This is a genomic window from Mucilaginibacter sp. GW821-FHT07H05, assembly GCF_059418485.1.
On sequence record NZ_JBWKPY010000001.1, the window covers coordinates 722681 to 739544 of the forward strand.

Consider the following 16864-nt stretch of genomic DNA (forward strand, 5'->3'; position numbering starts at 1 on the left):
TGCAAATTTAGGCTTTTTAACCAAGCTTTGTAATTAATTTAGTCACAAAGGCTTTGCGCACTTTGTGATTAAATTCTATTATTCTTCTTTAGGTTCCTCTTTCACTATATCAACTTTTTGCCCCTCCGGTAAATGTACATATACCTCCCTTTGCGGGAAGGGGATAGCAATACCCGCCGCGTTAAGGGCATTATAGATATCTGTCAGCATCCGGCTTTTTAACTGCAGCCAGGTGGCTATATCATCGGCCCAAAATAACAGCCTGAAATCGACCGAGTTTTCACTTAAATTATGAACAAATACCAACGGTTCCGGATCAGCCATGATATCGGTGCTGTTACTTAATAAGCCGCTCAATATCTCCTTTACTTGTTCAATATCCGATCCGTAAGCCACGCCGACGATCAGTTCGACCCGGCGGTTATCATTGCTCAAGGTCCAGTTGATCACATGGCGCGCTATCAGGTCGCCATTGGGTATAATTACCTCGGCGCCATCGCTGGTAGCAATCCGGCTGGACCGGATGCCGATTTCCGTTATCCGGCCGGCCCGGTTATCTACCTCTATTAAATCGCCAACCTGTACCGGTTTTTCAAAAGCCAATATCAATCCCGATACCAGATTGTTTACAATGTTCTGTAAGCCAAAACCAATGCCTATACCAAAGGCGCTAATAATAATGGTGATCTTATCCAGCGGGAAGCCTGAGGCGGCCACAGCTATCATAAAGCCTGCGGCGAAGATGCCTATTTTGATAATGAGGATAGAAGTGCGTGTTTTGCGCTTAAACAGGGGGGCGTCTTTATGCTGATCGGCAAAATCATACAGGTAGCTGATGATCTTGGCCAAAACCGACGATAGCCATAACACCGCTATAAAAACAATGATGCTGCCAATACTAAACAGTGTACTACCGACCTGATGCGATTGTGTTAAAAAGGCGCTTACATAATCAAATACCGCGTCTTCTATATTTAAATTCTGCGTCAGCATAATTAGCCACAGTATAACGGCAACCACGTTAAGGAGGCTGCGTAATTTTTTCTGCAGGATCTTAAAATCGATATAGGAGCTGATGCCGTCGTTATTCTTATTGGCCTCCAGCTGCAGGAACAGACTTTCCATCAGGATCTGCACCATTAGGAACAGGCCAAGCGCCAGCCAAAGGTTATAAACAGCGGTGATGCCAATAATTTTGGCCATACTAAAACGCCCGAATACGTTACACCAGAAAGAAATGATTTGCAAGGCAACAAAAACCCGCAATATAATACGGGTATAGGGCAGGTATTGATCGGGGTCTGTTTTTACAGTCTTTAGGAAACGGATAGCTATCCAGGCCGCTACTGCCGATAACAGCAGCACCACCACCCGGTCTACATTGGATACTTCTATAAATAAATTACTGATACTAAAAATCAGTGTGATCCAAAACAGGGGATGTAAAAAGCTGAATATGCCAGATTTGTCTGTCCTTTTAATCAGGTACAACACGGTTAAAGCCATTACCAGGAATATAGCTTCCAGGAAAACAACCGGGGGATGATCGTAAAAATTAGGTACGATAGCCGTTGTAACGATAATAGCCGCGGCAAACGGATACCTTGCAGTATATGTAGTTTGACTTAAGATATCATGCGGCAAATCCTTAACAGATAGTACTTTACGACGGTTATAATATACCCAGCTGAAGAATATCACAAACAGTAAAAAGCTAAACAGGTGGATCAGCGTATCGCGGTTGATCATAAAGCTAAACAGCCTGGTATTCATCACCAGCGATTTGCTGAACGCGATCCGGAAGTTACTGCCCGGAGTAGGCTCCATGGCCCAGATGTAGTTATTCTCGCACGAGAGCGCCCGGATGCCAAAATCATGGATCTTTAAATCTATCTGGTCTTTATCGTCCAGTATGGTGATATAAACTGCGGCCACCCGGTTTTGCAGCAGTCCGATTTTAAGCAGCAGTTTTTTATTGAGCGCATCCAGCTGATGCCATTTTTTTTGGATGGCCAGCTTTTGATCAAGAAAGGTTGCAAGCAAGGCGCTATCAGCCGGAATGATCTTTAGCAGGGAATCTTTTTGCATTTGCTGCAGCTCGTTTTCCGATTGTATCAGCTTGGCGTTCATTTCAGATAGCTTGTCCTGCCATTCATCCAACTGGTCGTCGCTGCGGGTAAGCAGGTCGCGGATGGTATACAGATAACGCAGGGTGCTCGATCTGTCGTTATCTATCAGCCTTTTAATCAGTACTATCCGTTTTTCAAACCGTGGCAGCTGAACGCTGATCTCGGCCGTATCCATACCGCGCGAAAGATTGGTTTTAATCTGGTTGAAATTGGTATTGTAATACTCTACCTTTTGCAGCAGGCTGTTGATGGAGGTATCAGACTTTTTAAAGGTCCGCATCATCGAATCGCGTTTCAGGATAGAGCGGCGCAGGGAATCGCGGACGGAAATGCTTTTCTTTTTAGATTGGGCATTAGCGTTAACGCTAATTATCAATACGATAATCAGCAACGCAACGTATCTGGCAAGGTTATTTATCCGGAAAATCATATCCAATATAGCAAAGGCTAAACGTTAAAATGTATCAAACGTTTTATCCTGATAAAAACGTATCTGTTAGGTAGTAACCAGGCTTTCAATAGCCAGGCGATAGGAATCGAGCCCGAAACCGGCGATAACGCCCTTACAGTTTTTAGCCAGCATAGATACATGCCTGAATTCCTCACGTTTGTAAACATTAGAGATATGCACCTCAACCACAGGCGTATTAATACCGGCAATAGCATCGGCAATAGCTACCGAGGTATGTGTATAGGCCCCCGCGTTCATCACTATACCGTCGAAGCTAAAACCAACTTCGTGCAGTTTATTTATCAGTTCGCCCTCTACATTGCTTTGGTAATAACTAATTTCGTGGCTTGGGTAGCGCTTTTGCAGTTGGTTTAGGTAAGTGTTAAAATCACTATCGCCATAAATAGACTTTTCTCTAACCCCCAGGAGGTTTAAATTGGGGCCATTTATAATTTGTATCTTCATCAATCAAACTTAAATATAAAAAATCAATTGGACTGGGCTTCGGCAATAAAAGGTTTTAAATCGTACCTGAAACTGGAGAAATCGCTTGCGGAAAACTCCATTATGGCCTACGAGCGCGATGTGGAAAAGCTGTACCAGTTTAGCGATGTGCAGGAACCAAAGCTTAAGCCCGATACGATTGTATTGAACGATTTACGGACGTTTTTGGTTTGGACGGTAGAGCTGGGTATGATCCCAACAACACAGGCGCGTATGGTATCGGGTATTAAAACCTTTTATAAATACCTGCTGATGGAAGACGTGATTAAAACTAACCCATCCGAGCTGCTGGAAGCGCCTAAAACCCGCCGTAAACTACCCGATGTACTGACTATTGAAGATATTGACAATGTGCTTGGCGCGATAGACCTATCTAAACCCGAAGGGCCGCGCAATAAGGCCATTATACAGGTGTTGTTTAGCTGCGGCCTGCGGGTAACCGAATTAACCACGCTTAAAATATCAAACCTTTACCTGGATATCGATTTTATAAAGGTAACCGGCAAAGGTAATAAAGAGCGGCTGATCCCGATAGGCAGCCATGCCAAACAAGCCCTGAAAATTTGGCTGGAGCAGGTGCGGGTACATGTTCCCATTAAAAAAGGAGAGGAGGATTACGTGTTTTTAAACCGCAGGGGAGCGCATTTAACCCGGGAGATGGTGTTTATCATCATTAAGCAATTGGCGGCTTCTATAGGGCTTAAAAAGCAAATTAGCCCGCATACCTTCAGGCACTCCTTTGCCACCTATTTAATTGAAGGCGGTGCCGATCTGCGTGCCGTACAGGAAATGCTGGGGCACGAAAGCATTACTACAACCGAGATCTATACGCACCTGGACAGGGAGTTTTTACGCAGCACGATCATATCTTTTCATCCGAGGAGTTGATATTTTAAATGACCGCAATCACTCGGCTGGAGCCGAGCGACTGCTTATGGGATATATGAGCGACTGCTTATGGGGCTGTAGCTTTCACCATCCTGTCCCGGCCCGAAAGATCCTGCCTTAATTCAATATCAGTGAACCCTTTACCCGCCAGTAATTCAACCGTTTCCTTGCCATAACTTTCATTGATCTCGAAATAAAGCTGACCATTATCCGTTAACCTTTCTTTTGCAAAATCGGCAATAGCACGGTAGAATAGCAGCGGATCATGTTCGGGTACAAACAGGGCGGTATGGGGTTCAAAGCTGGTTACGTTTTGATGCATCTGCGCTTTATCAGTCAGGGTAACATACGGTGGATTACTGACGATGATATCGAATTTTGGCAGTTGAATGGCAGGGTCAAGATTCAGGATATCGGCTTTTATAAAGTTGATATCAACATAATTTAGGTCGGCATTATCTTTTGCCGTTTGTAAAGCTTCGGTTGAGATATCTATTACAAATACCTTTAAATAAGTTAGATGTTGATTTAAGGTGATAGCTATGCAGCCGCTGCCGGTGCCTATATCCAGCAAATGATGAACAGGTGTTGAGGAGCCTTTAACCGATTGAATGATCCATTCCACCAATTCTTCCGTTTCAGGCCGGGGGATCAGTACTGATGGGTTAACGTTGAAAAGCAAGCCATAAAATTCGGTGTGCCCTAAAATATATTGAACAGGTTTGCCGGTTTTTAATTCATCCAGGATGTTTTGCAATCGCGCAGTCTGCAGATCATTAATTTCCGCTTCAGGAAATGCTTTGAGTTTGGCTTTGGATGTATGCAGTAAATCGCTTAAAACTAACAGGGTAATGGCTTCTGATTCCTGCAGATCATACACATCGGCCAGTTGCTGCTTAAAGCTGCTGAATACATCCTTTACGGTTTTCATGCAACAAAGAAACATAAAAGCTACTTTTGCACCATGCCTCAGCATCATAAATATTTACAGCGTTGTATAGACCTGGCCCAATTGGGTGCCGGTTATGTAAGTCCAAACCCGATGGTTGGCGCTGTGATTGTGCATGATGGATTGATCATTGGCGAGGGATACCATCAAAAATACGGCGAAGCCCATGCCGAAGTTAACGCGGTTAACAGCGTTTTAAGCAAGTTTAACAACGCGGAAGAGTTGCTGCGCACTTCAACAATCTATGTATCGCTTGAGCCTTGCGCACATTACGGCAAAACGCCGCCCTGCGCCGATCTGATCATTAAATACCGGATCCCAACCGTGGTTATAGGCTGTCGCGATCCCTTTAGCCAGGTAAATGGCCGGGGGATAGAGAAATTGGAGGAAGCAGGTATCGAGGTAATAACCGGTATAATGGAGCAGGAGTGTATAGACCTGAACAAACGCTTTTTTACCCGGGTACAAAAACAACGGCCATATATTATACTCAAATGGGCCCAAACCCGGGATGGCTTTTTTGCCCCTGATGATAACAGCCAATACTGGATCACCGGCCCTGAAGCCCGTAAGCTGGTACACAAATGGCGTAGTGAAGAGGATGCCATACTGGTAGGCAAAAACACCGCCCGCATAGATAATCCGCAGTTAAATGTGCGCGAATGGGAAGGCCGTTCGCCCAAGCGGGTGGTGATTGACAGGCGGCTGGAACTGAGCCCTAACCTGCACCTTTTTGACCAGAGCGTAGAAACATTAGTTTTTAACGAAATTAAGACCGATATTGACGGCAAAATCAAATACATTGCGCTGGAGGATTTTGATAATTACGTGCCGCAATATTTGATGTTCCAATTATATATACAGGATATACAATCGGTAATTATTGAGGGTGGCGCCGCCACATTAAACAGGTTTATTGAAGCCGGTTTATGGGATGAAGCCAGGATATTTACCGGTAATAAAACTTTAGGTAGTGGAATACAAAGTCCTGTAATTAATGGAGTTATTATAGATGGATACCCGGTAGGGGCCGACCAATTAACCATTTTATATCATAGCCGATAGTATATTTAATGATCTACGTTTTTTTAAGTGTTTGCTGCAGTGTTATCGTATCCGTTTTGTTAAAAATGGCCAGGCGGTACATGATAGATGTTTTTCAGGCCATCACCTGGAATTACTCTATCGCCATGCTGTTGACCTGGTTTTTTTACCGGCCAGGTCTGGGTAATTTAACCGGTGCACCGGTTTATATCTACGGCGCATTGGCGGTATTACTGCCGGCCTTGTTTGTTATTATCGGCTTATCGGTAAGATATACCGGCATAGTGCGTACCGATGTGGCACAGCGGCTATCACTGTTTATCCCTCTTATTGCTGCCTTTACCATCTTTAACGAGCCAACCTCACCGCTTAAACTTATCGGGCTGGCTATTGGTATTATCGCTATTATTTGTTCCGTCCCATGGCAAAAGCAGGATGCACGCGGCCGCAAAACGGGTAACACCTGGATATACCTCATTATTGTGTTTATAGGCATGGGAGTTATAGATGTGCTGTTTAAACAAGTAGCCGCGTTTAAAGCCGTTCCCTTTCCCACGGCGTTGTTTCTCATCTATTCTGCGGCATTTATCTTATCGTTGATTGTACTGATAGCCATGGTGGCAGCCAGGAAGATCAAATTTACCATCAGGCATATCTTTTTTGGCTGGATATTGGGCGTGGCTAACTTTGGTAATATCCTGTTTTATTTAAAAGCCCACCAAGCCCTGTCGGGTAGTCCGTCAACCGTGTTTTCGGCCATGAATATTGGGGTAATTACCCTTGGCGCCATCATCGGGTTAGCGGTATTTAAAGAGAAATTGAGTAATTTAAATAAGGCTGGTATAGTACTGGCTGTTATAGCTATTATGATAATAGCGTATGCCCAAACACATTAATGCTTTTTGACGATACTTACCAAACCATAGCGCAGCCATCCAGGGCCATATTCCGCGATAGGGGCAGCAAGTTTTTAGCCTTTGCTTATCCTATCCGTACCGATGGCGAAATTAAGGAGATCATCACCAAACTAAAATCCGAGCATCCCAAGGCCAATCACCACTGCTGGGCCATGCGTTTAAGTCCCGACAGGTCTGTTTTTCGGGTGAATGATGACGGCGAACCATCGGGTACGGCAGGCCGCCCCATATTGAATGTGCTGCTCTCCAAAAACCTCACCAATATACTGGTAGTGGTGGTGCGCTACTTCGGCGGGACGCTGCTTGGCGTCCCCGGACTGATCAATGCTTATAAATCTGCAACCGAAATGGCTTTGGCCGAAGCTAAAGTGATGGAGCAAACAGTTAAGGATATCTACACCATCAACTTCGATTATTTGCAAATGAACGAGGTTATGAAAGTGATTAAAGACGATCAGTTAACCGTATTGAACCAGGTTTTTGATAATAATTGCAGTGTTACCCTCGCCATCCGCAAAATGCAGGTGAACCAGGTTTTAAATAAGTTGGAATGTATCACAGGCATTAAAACAATGTTTGACTACACCGCTTAAATGCTTTTAATGAGTTTGTAGATTTCTTCGGGCGTTTGCGATGCATCAATGAACGGGATATTACGGTCTTTAGCCAATTCTTCGAACCAGCCGCCCCATATTACTACACCATCGTCGTTTTTATCCATCATCGGGGTTGGTCTTGCCGTGCTCAGTATTCGTTCTTTCTGTAGTTCAGGGCTCACATGCAGGAAATAGACTTTATCGAAAAGATGAAAAACACCCGCTACATTTCCCGAACCACCGAAAACATAAACTTCGTTAAACTGATTAAGAAACGCCTGCATGGCCTTCACACTCCATAAAAAGGAATAACGGTTGTTCAATGCTTCATCGGCTGTTGCGGGCGGCGGGGAAACTTTTTTGCCATTGGCATTGTACCAGTTTGACAAACCTGGTATATCCGCATCGTCAAATGCATTTATCCCTTGCTGTTTGAGGGCGTGTGCTACATAAGTTTTACCCGAGCCGGAGGGGCCAAAGATCAATACTTTCATAAACTGCAGGAAACGATGTTGTACACAAAAATAAAAATTAAAACTTTTTAAAACACGCTATTAAGGCCGTTGTTATACTATTATCCTATAAAAACAAACCTTCAACACGCCATGCAAACAACTTTACCTAACGGTATTTACCAGGAAAATGACAAACGCTTTGAGTTCGACTTTGCGCATTACCTGCTAAAAATAAAAACCTATGAGCAAAACCGTGTATGGGGCACTATTGTTTCACCATTCAGGCTGATTAAAAATGATGATCATTTTTACCTGCTCATCCACAATTACGACCGTACCGGCGACCGCAAGATCATGATCGAATCTATGGGTATGGATGAACTGGTTATCAATCACAATAATACATCTTACAAGTTGCGAAAGATCGCATAACTGTAATTGTTTGTTAACGAATAACATCTCGGGGCGAATAAAATCGCCCCTTTTTGTTGCCCATTGCCCATATAATACCTAATTTGGCACGATATGCAATCTTTTGAAATTAATAAATCCGACCTGCTTAAAATTAAAGCGGCACTGGAGGGTAGCGATGTCGAACTGGAAGCGGTTTTGCAGGAATACCACTCCTCGGAGATTGCTATTTTATTTGAGAAACTCCCGGTTGAAGACCGTGAACGCATTATCAATATCCTGCCTGCCGACCTGGCTTCGGATGTGATATCCGAAATGGACGAGGAGCATAACCCCGGCGAATTACTGGTGGGCCTGCATCCCGAAAAACGGTCGGAGATTGTAGAAGAACTGGATTATGATGATGCTACCGATATTATATCCCAGCTAACCGAAGAAGACCAACAGGAAATATTAGCCGATATTGACCAGGAAGATGCCACCAGCATCCGCGCGCTGTTAACTTACCAGGAAGATACGGCCGGCGGTTTGATGAACACCGACCTGATCAAGGTGAACATCAGTCTGAATAAAAAGGAAGCGCTGGACGAGGTGATCCGCCAATCGGAAGAGATGGAGGAGTTTTACACCATTTACGCAGTTGATAACGCCGATGTGCTGCAGGGTATCGTTTCGGTAAAGGATATCATCAAAGCCAAAAGTAATTCGATAGTTGGCGAATTGATGAAAACGGATTACGTTTACATTAAAGCCGATCTTGACCAGGAGGAAGTGGCCAAGCTGATATCGCAATATAACCTGACCAGTATCCCCGTTGTAGATGATAATATGCGCCTGCTGGGCCGTGTTACGGTTGATGATATCATCGACGTAATGGAGGAAGAAAACACCGAAGACATCCTGAAGATCTCCGGTGTATCTGAAGACGAAGAATTGAGCGGTAACTGGCGCGACGCGGTGATCAGCCGCCTGCCCTGGCTGATTATCAACCTGGCTACTGCTTTCCTGGCAGCGGCCGTAATCAGGCATTACAGCGGCATAGAAGCGCAGATCCCGGTTATAGTGGCCTATCTGACCATTATTGGCGGTATGGGCGGCAATGCCGCTACCCAGGCGCTTGCGGTAACGGTGAGGCGTATCTCGCTAAGTGATTTAACAGATAAGCAGTCTTACCAAACTGTTTTGAAGGAGTTTTTGGTAGGGATGATCAATGGCGCGGTTAACGGTTTCATCGTATTCCTGTTTGCGTTGTTTTATGATGCTAACCTTAAACTGGGCCTGGTGTTGTTTTTAGCGATGACAGGTAACCTGATTGTTGCCGGATTAACAGGGGCGTCTATCCCCTTAATTTTAAAGCGCTTAGGGATTGATCCGGCTGTAGGATCGTCAATTATCATCACCACTTTTACAGATTGTATCGGCTTTTTATTACCACTATGGTTAGCGAGCCAGCTTTTATTATAAATTTGGGCACTGAAATTATATATCAATATGACACCTGTAAGAAACGACTGGACTAAAGAACAAATAGCCGAAATATACCATACCCCATTGCTCGACCTGATTTACCAGGCGGCAACTATTCACCGCGAGAATAAGGATTACTCGGAGGTGCAGATCAGTTCGCTGATCTCTATCAAAACCGGCGGCTGCCCAGAGGATTGTGCTTACTGTCCGCAGGCGGCGCGTTACAGTACAGGTGTGGATGTGCACGCCATATTGCCTAAGCACGAAGTTGTTGCCGCGGCCGAAAAAGCCAAAGCAGGCGGTGCCTCGCGCTTATGCATGGGCGCGGCCTGGCGCGAGGTACGCGATAATAAGGACTTTGACAAGGTAATTGAAATGGTGAAAGCCGTTAACGAACTGGATATGGAAGTATGCTGCACCTTAGGTATGCTGACCGAAAGCCAGGCGCAGCGCTTAGCCGACGCTGGTTTGTACGCTTATAACCACAACCTGGATACATCTGAAGATGACTATAAACGCATTATTACCACCCGCACTTACGATGAACGCCTACAAACGTTAGCACATGTACGCAAGGCTAAAATTACCGTATGCAGCGGTGGTATCATTGGCTTAGGCGAAACGGTGGAAGACCGGATCTCGATGCTGAAAACATTAAGCAACCTGCCTAAACACCCGGAATCGGTACCAATTAACGCCCTGGTGCCTGTAAAAGGCACGCCCCTGGCCGATCAGGCTAAGGTATCCGTTTGGGATATGGTGCGTATGATAGCCACAACACGCATTATTATGCCTAAAACAGTAGTAAGGTTATCCGCCGGCCGTACAGAAATGACTACGGTTGAACAGGCTTTCTGCTTTATGGCAGGCGCTAACTCTATATTTGCCGGGGATAAGCTGTTAACCACGCCAAACCCGTCGTTTGATACCGATATGGCCATGTTTGAATTGCTGGGTTTAAAACCCCGCGAAGCGTTTAAGAATGGCAGGCCGAAAGCTTTGCAGCAGGAGGTTATTGCGGAGTAAATAAGTCGCAGACTTATTTCTATCTGTAGGCTTCAGTCACAGACTGAAGCCAGTGGGGGCGGGGCGGAATAAGTCCCAGACTGAAGCCAGTTGAAAATTTAAACGGCGGCATTGCAAAGCAATGCCGCCCTTGTTATATCATGTCTGGTTTCAGTCTGTGACTGAAACTTAAAGATCAGCTGAAGTCTGTGACTTCAGTAATTATTTCTCCCCACCATCCGGATTTTCCACACTTTTCCCTTTCATGGCATGGCTGATGGCCTGATCCATTAAGCGTTCGGCAAAGGGGCGGGTAAATTCGTTCAGTTCGTCAATATTTTTGTGGATCAGGTCCTTATCGCCAGATGTTAGTACCGATTGTAAAGCATCTATTAAAGTTTGCGTACCCGTTATCTCAGCAATTGTTAACCATTCCGCATTTTTACGAATAAAGCTTTTAGCCTGATTTATCATTGACTCACCTTCGGTACGGGCCTCTATAATCATGCGCTGGGCTACGTCCTCTTTGGCGTGGGTGATGCTATCCATCAGCATTTGCTCCACCTGGTCGTCGGTAATGCCGTAGGTTGGGGTAACTTCCACCTCCTGTTTCACGCCCGATCGTAATTCAACTGCCTGAATCTTCAGGATGCCATCCGCGTTAAGCAAAAAGTTAATATCCACTTTAGGGAAACCTGCCGGCATGGCGGGGATGCCTTTCAAATCAAACTCGGCCAGCTTACGGTTCTCTTTAATCAGGTCGCGTTCGCCCTGGTAAACGGCAATCTTCATATTCACCTGCCCGTCTATCGACGTGGTATACTGCCGACCGGCTTTGGTAGGTACTTTAGAGTTACGCGGAATGATCACATCCATTAGTCCACCCATGGTTTCAATACCTAATGATAGCGGGGTAACATCCAGTAATAAAATATCGCGGCGGTTACCGGCTAAAATATCTGCCTGTATGGCAGCGCCAAGGGCAACTACCTCGTCGGGGTTCACACTATCATGCACCGGTTTCCCGAAGAAATCCGACACCATTTGTTTCACCAAAGTAGTACGGGTTGATCCGCCTACCATAATCACCTCGTCAATAGCTTCAATGCCCAGGCCCGCATCTTTCAGCGCGCTTTTACAGCAGTCGATAGTTTGTTGCACTTTGGGCAGGATCAGGCTGTTAAAGGTGTTTCTATCCAGCGTGCACCAAATATCACCAAGCTTTTCGTTAAACAAACTCTGGAAAACAAATGATTTTTTAGCTTCCTCGGCCTTTAAACGCAACTGTTGGGTCAAGCCCGAATCTTGTGTTAATATAGCTTTGTCTAATTTATTTTGTTCAATCCAATAGTTCACAATGGCGCGGTCAAAATCATCGCCGCCTAAAAAGGTATCGCCATTGGTAGCCAGCACTTCAAAAATGCCGTTTTGTATCTGCAGGATAGAAACATCAAAGGTACCGCCGCCTAAATCGTACACGGCAATGGTTTTGGTTTCTTCGGGATCTAAGCCAATGCCATAAGCCAAACTGGCGGCTGTAGGCTCGTTCACAATGCGTAATACATCCAGTCCGGCCAGTTTGCCCGCATCACGGGTGGCCTGGCGCTGACTATCGTTAAAATAAGCCGGGACGGTAATTACCGCGCGGTTAACCGGGGTTTTAATGGCATGTTCGGCACGGTCTTTCAGTTCCTTTAATATCAGTCCCGAAAGCTCAATAGGGGTGTAAAATTTATAGCCGACCTTAATCTTAACCAAACTCTCGCTGTTATCGTCGATCACCTTGTATGAAAAGAAGTCCTTATAATGCTCAATATCATGGTACGAGCGGCCTAATAATCGCTTTACCGAAAATATGGTATTGGCTGGGTCGCTGATTAAGTATTCTTTAGCATCGTTACCAACAGTAATATCGCCGGTCGGGCCAAAATGGACTACAGAAGGTACTAAAACGCCCTTGCCGATATCGTTAATTACCTGCGGGTTTTTATCGGGATTGATAAAGGCCACCAGTGAATTGGTGGTGCCCAGATCTATCCCTACAATAATATCTTCTTTTTGTAATGAACCCGTTGCCAGGTTAATTGAAACTTTAGCCATGTATGTGCATTAACAAGCGGCAAATGTAGCGAGTTTTGACAGATTGAGTGTCATGTTATTGTGAATTGAATGAGGGAATTGCTTTATATCTATTTTGTAGCTAATTTCACACTGATGATTAAACCTGCTTACCCCAGCATACAATGGTTTGTAGTATTGTTGTTTGTTATTGCAAACATAACCATAACCCATGCGCAGGAGTTTGGCGGCAACCCGCCATCCATTAAGTGGAACCAGGTAAACACGCCCGAGGTAAAAGTGATCTTCCCTGCAGGGATGGATAGCGCCGGCAGGCGGGTGGCTGATATTATTCACCGGATGAACAGGGCCACGCAACCTACCATAGGCTTTAAGCAAAAACAGGTGAGCGTTGTACTCCAAAACCAAAATACCATATCAAACGCGTACGTAGGCCTGGCGCCCTTCCGTAGTGAGTTTTACTTAACACCCGATCAAAACAGTTTTGAACTGGGCAGCCTTACCTGGATAGACCAACTGGCCATACACGAATACCGGCACGTGCAGCAGTACAACAATTTTAATGTAGGCGTATCTCATGGCCTTAAAGTGCTGTTTGGCGAAGGCGGGCAGGCATTGGGTAATGAACTATCCATCCCCAACTGGTTTTTTGAAGGCGATGCCGTTTATAACGAAACCCATGTCAGCAAGCAGGGCAGGGGCCGTATCCCGTTTTTTTTTAACGGATATCGCGCTTTATGGGCCGCCGGGAAGGATTATAGCTATATGAAGCTGCGTAATGGATCGTACCTGGATTATACGCCCGACCATTACCCTTTAGGCTATATGCTGGTAAGCTATGGCCGCGAGAAATACGGCAATGAGTTTTGGAAAAACGTAACACACAATGCCGCGGCTTATAAAACCCCTTTTTATCCGTTTCAAAACGCGTTTAAGCAGCAAGCGGGGATTGATTTTAATCAGTTCAGGGTTAGCGCTTTGCAATCATTTAAACAAACGTTTAATGATCGACCAGAAACGGGCATCAAAAAAAATCAGCACTTTATTGCCGACCAGGAATACCCGGCTTATGTGAATGATCAAAGCATCATTTACATGAAAAGCACTTACAACCATCGTGCGGTGTTTGTGATGAAAACAGGGAATATTGAAAAAGAGATAGGGCTGAGGGATTTTTCGCTGGATAACTATTTTGCTTATCACGATGGTAAGATTGTTTATGCCGCTTACCGCCCCGATTTGCGCTGGGGATACCGTACCTATAACGAACTGCGTGTACTGGATGTAAACACCGGCCGGCAAAGATCTTTAACCTATCATACCAAATACTTTTCGCCCGATTTTAGTAATGACGGTAAACGGATAGTGGCGGTGGAAGTTGGCCCGTCGGGCAAAAGCGAGATCCATATTTTAAGCGCGGCTGATGGCAAAGTGCTGGCCAAAGTACCAAACCCCGGCAAGCTGTTTTATACTTACCCTAAGTTTTATGGTGATGAAAAGCTGATATCGGCCATTAGGAATACTGAGGGGGAAATGCACCTGGCCACTATTGATATTAAAACCGGTAAGGTAGATTACCTGCTGCAAACAGCGCTCTCCGGCTTCCCGATGGTTAGGAATGATACCATTTATTTCTCGGCCAGTATGGGTGTAAACGACCGATTGTTTGCTCTGACAACGAAAAACCGCAAATTATACCTGCTGGATAATGATTCATTAAAGAACAGAATCGGTAACTACCAGGCTACGGTTAGTAACAACAAATTGGCCTGGGTAAGCTTTACTGCTTACGGTTATAAAGTTCATGAGGCTGATAAAAAGTCTGTTGTATGGACTAATGTGTCCGGTTCTGCCATTGATCACTTATCTGGTTTTGGCATCACTTCGTTAAATAAAGATTCGGCCACAAATACCTTAACTAAGGTAAAAGATGAGCCGCTTGCTATTACCAAATACAATAAAGCGTACCACCTGTTTAATTTCCATAGCCTGATACCATCCTTTGATGACCCGAACTATACCATATCGCTTGAAGGAGAGAACGTGCTGAATACCTTACAATCCAGCCTGATGTTTAATTATAACCGCGATGAGGGTTATAAAGAATTTGGCTTTGGGGCGGTATACGGCGCATTGTTCCCATACCTTATTGGTTCGGTAAATTATACGGTCGATCGCAAGGGATACTATCAGGGCAGTAATGTTTACTGGAATGAGATGGAGCTGCGTGCCGGCGCCCTTATCCCATTAACATTTACCAACGGTACCCATATTACCGGTTTATCGTTTGGTTCGGATGTGATCTATAACAGCACCAGCTTTCAATCGGCCTACCGCAGTTTGTTTAACGATAGATCATACACCTACTCCAATAATACCATCACATTTAGCAACCGCATTGGCCAGGCTAAACAGAATATTTATCCCCGCTTTGGGCAAAGCCTGACGCTTAATTATAAGTTTGGCCTTACGGGGGCTAATGCAAACCAGTTCCTGGCATCGGGTACGTTTTACCTGCCGGGATTTTTAACCAACCACAACTTTGTGGTTAACACCGCATTTCAGCAAAGAAATAAGAACAGTGTCATCAGTTTCTCCAACAACTTTCCTTACTCACGGGGATATACCGCCGAAAACTTGTACCAGATGGAGAAGGTGGGCGTAAACTATCATTTCCCGATAGCGTACCCGGATGCAGGTTTGGCAAATGCTATTTATATTACCCGTTTGCGTGGCAACCTGTTTTATGATTATACCCACGCCAAAGATTTTTTCACCAACGGGAATACCTTTAAGGCCAATTTCCGCACGGTAGGGGCCGAACTGTATTTTGATACATCGTGGTTTAACCAGGTGCCTATTACCTTCGGATTAAGATACAGCCGTTTACTGGATGACGACTTGTTTGGCGGTTACGGACGCAACCGGATTGAGCTAATTGTACCGCTTACTTTGTTTTAGTTATTGGTCATTATGCTTCGCGTCATTGGGTCATTACGCTGCGCTGTCATTATGCTTCGCGTCATTGAGTCATTACGCTGCGCTGTCATTGAGTCATTAAATAGTTAGTCTAAAAAATGCCGCAGGCATTTTGACCCAATGACCCAATGACCCAATGACCCAATGACCCAATGACCCAATGACCCAATGACCCAATGACCCAATGATTAGGAATTAGCTATACGGATCAGTTTTTTTACTACTTCGATATCGGTTTCGTAGGTAGCGTATTCATCTACAAAACGGCTGCCCATCATAATATTTTGATTTTTATAGGTCATGTTGCTATTCACAACAGAACGGGCGGATGAGTGGAATTCTGTAATACCGGTAAAGCGGACCAGATGCCCCAGATTATTCTCGTTAATGCCGCCACCGGGCATAATATTGATACGGCCCGCGGCTTTTTCTATCAGGTGTATAATAGCACTGGCGCCTTCCATAGCGCTTGATTTGCCCCCTGATGTTAAAATGCGTTCAAAGCCTAATGCTATGATATCTTCAAGGGCTTTTTCCTGGTCGGCGCAAACATCAAACGCACGGTGAAATGTAGCGCCTAAACCATGCTGGCGCGCCATGTTTATGATTTGCGCGTTGCGTTCCATATCAACCGTTCCGTCCTTGTTCAGTATGCCAAAAACTATTCCATCGCAACCCAACTCAATACTATGGCGCACGTCCGACAGCATTACTTCAAATTCGTTTTTGGTATACAGGAAATCACCGCTGCGCGGCCGGATGAGGGTGTAAAGTTTAATATGTAATTCTTTACGGGCCACCATAATATGGCCATGGGAAGGAGTGGTACCGCCCTGGTGCAGGTTATTACATAGTTCAACACGGATTGCCCCGCCCGCTTGTGCCGATATGGCCGAAATAGCAGAGTTAGCACATACCTCTAATGAGATCATAGGTTAGGCTGTGGTAGTTGATAGTTGTTATAGTTAAATGAATTAGAATTATAAATAT

Annotated in this window: 14 protein-coding genes; 8 read left to right on the top strand and 6 right to left on the bottom strand. The window is 44.9% G+C overall.

Translation table 11 applies throughout. The features are described 5' to 3' along the window. Window positions 1–78: 78 nt before the first annotated feature. Together AC07M6_RS03065 and aroQ are read right to left on the bottom strand one after the other, a co-directional pair. Window positions 79–2559 carry a mechanosensitive ion channel family protein gene (locus AC07M6_RS03065; RefSeq protein ID WP_494887440.1) on the bottom strand — a complete coding sequence of 827 codons (2481 nt, stop codon included), beginning with the start codon at window positions 2557–2559 and terminating at the stop codon, window positions 79–81. 66 nt (window positions 2560–2625) lie between these two features. Beyond that, entirely contained in the window at window positions 2626–3045 is a 420-nt protein-coding gene (gene aroQ / locus AC07M6_RS03070; RefSeq protein WP_494887441.1) for a type II 3-dehydroquinate dehydratase, read from the bottom strand. A gap of 27 nt (window positions 3046–3072) precedes the next feature. Here aroQ and AC07M6_RS03075 point away from each other — a divergent pair, with 27 nt between their 5' ends. After that, window positions 3073–3972 (top strand): site-specific tyrosine recombinase, encoded by a 900-nt coding sequence (locus AC07M6_RS03075; RefSeq protein ID WP_494887442.1) that lies wholly within the window; start codon window positions 3073–3075, stop codon window positions 3970–3972. 67 nt (window positions 3973–4039) lie between these two features. Here AC07M6_RS03075 and prmC read toward each other — a convergent pair whose 3' ends face one another. Further along, window positions 4040–4903, bottom strand: coding sequence for a peptide chain release factor N(5)-glutamine methyltransferase (prmC, locus tag AC07M6_RS03080; protein ID WP_494887443.1), 864 nt, complete (start codon window positions 4901–4903; stop codon window positions 4040–4042). 33 nt (window positions 4904–4936) lie between these two features. On the opposite strand from prmC, the gene ribD reads away from it, so the two are divergent. Genes ribD through AC07M6_RS03095 form a run of 3 tightly spaced genes read left to right on the top strand, consistent with a single transcriptional unit; the run spans window position 4937 to window position 7475 of the window. Further along, a complete protein-coding gene (gene ribD, locus AC07M6_RS03085) occupies window positions 4937–5986 on the top strand; it encodes a bifunctional diaminohydroxyphosphoribosylaminopyrimidine deaminase/5-amino-6-(5-phosphoribosylamino)uracil reductase RibD (RefSeq protein WP_494887444.1) in 1050 nt (349 codons plus the stop codon). 8 nt (window positions 5987–5994) lie between these two features. Then, entirely contained in the window at window positions 5995–6861 is an 867-nt protein-coding gene (locus AC07M6_RS03090) for an EamA/RhaT family transporter (protein ID WP_494887445.1), read from the top strand. Beyond that, window positions 6861–7475: an IMPACT family protein gene (locus AC07M6_RS03095; RefSeq protein ID WP_494887446.1), complete on the top strand. Its 615-nt coding sequence runs from the start codon at window positions 6861–6863 to the stop codon at window positions 7473–7475. The genes AC07M6_RS03090 and AC07M6_RS03095 overlap by 1 nt, the downstream gene beginning before the upstream one ends. Here the strand turns inward: AC07M6_RS03095 and AC07M6_RS03100 are convergent. Then, window positions 7472–7972, bottom strand: a complete 501-nt coding sequence (locus tag AC07M6_RS03100) for a P-loop NTPase family protein (protein WP_494887447.1) — start codon at window positions 7970–7972, stop codon at window positions 7472–7474. The genes AC07M6_RS03095 and AC07M6_RS03100 overlap by 4 nt on opposite strands. Window positions 7973–8083: 111 nt before the next feature. On the opposite strand from AC07M6_RS03100, the gene AC07M6_RS03105 reads away from it, so the two are divergent. From AC07M6_RS03105 to bioB, 3 genes are all read left to right on the top strand, one after another. Beyond that, window positions 8084–8365, top strand: coding sequence for a hypothetical protein (locus tag AC07M6_RS03105; protein ID WP_494887448.1), 282 nt, complete (start codon window positions 8084–8086; stop codon window positions 8363–8365). 93 nt (window positions 8366–8458) lie between these two features. Then, a complete protein-coding gene (mgtE, locus tag AC07M6_RS03110; protein ID WP_494887449.1) occupies window positions 8459–9808 on the top strand; it encodes a magnesium transporter in 1350 nt (449 codons plus the stop codon). 27 nt (window positions 9809–9835) lie between these two features. Beyond that, window positions 9836–10837 carry a biotin synthase BioB gene (gene bioB / locus AC07M6_RS03115; protein WP_494887450.1) on the top strand — a complete coding sequence of 334 codons (1002 nt, stop codon included), beginning with the start codon at window positions 9836–9838 and terminating at the stop codon, window positions 10835–10837. A gap of 201 nt (window positions 10838–11038) precedes the next feature. Here the strand turns inward: bioB and hscA are convergent, their stop codons facing one another. Beyond that, window positions 11039–12916: a Fe-S protein assembly chaperone HscA gene (gene hscA / locus AC07M6_RS03120; protein ID WP_494887451.1), complete on the bottom strand. Its 1878-nt coding sequence runs from the start codon at window positions 12914–12916 to the stop codon at window positions 11039–11041. Between the two features lie 69 nt (window positions 12917–12985). On the opposite strand from hscA, the gene AC07M6_RS03125 reads away from it, so the two are divergent. Beyond that, window positions 12986–15856, top strand: a complete 2871-nt coding sequence (locus AC07M6_RS03125; RefSeq protein WP_494887452.1) for a TolB family protein — start codon at window positions 12986–12988, stop codon at window positions 15854–15856. Window positions 15857–16062: 206 nt separating this feature from the next. Here the strand turns inward: AC07M6_RS03125 and AC07M6_RS03130 are convergent, their stop codons facing one another. Beyond that, window positions 16063–16806 (bottom strand): copper homeostasis protein CutC, encoded by a 744-nt coding sequence (locus AC07M6_RS03130; RefSeq protein WP_494887453.1) that lies wholly within the window; start codon window positions 16804–16806, stop codon window positions 16063–16065. Window positions 16807–16864 lie beyond the last annotated feature (58 nt).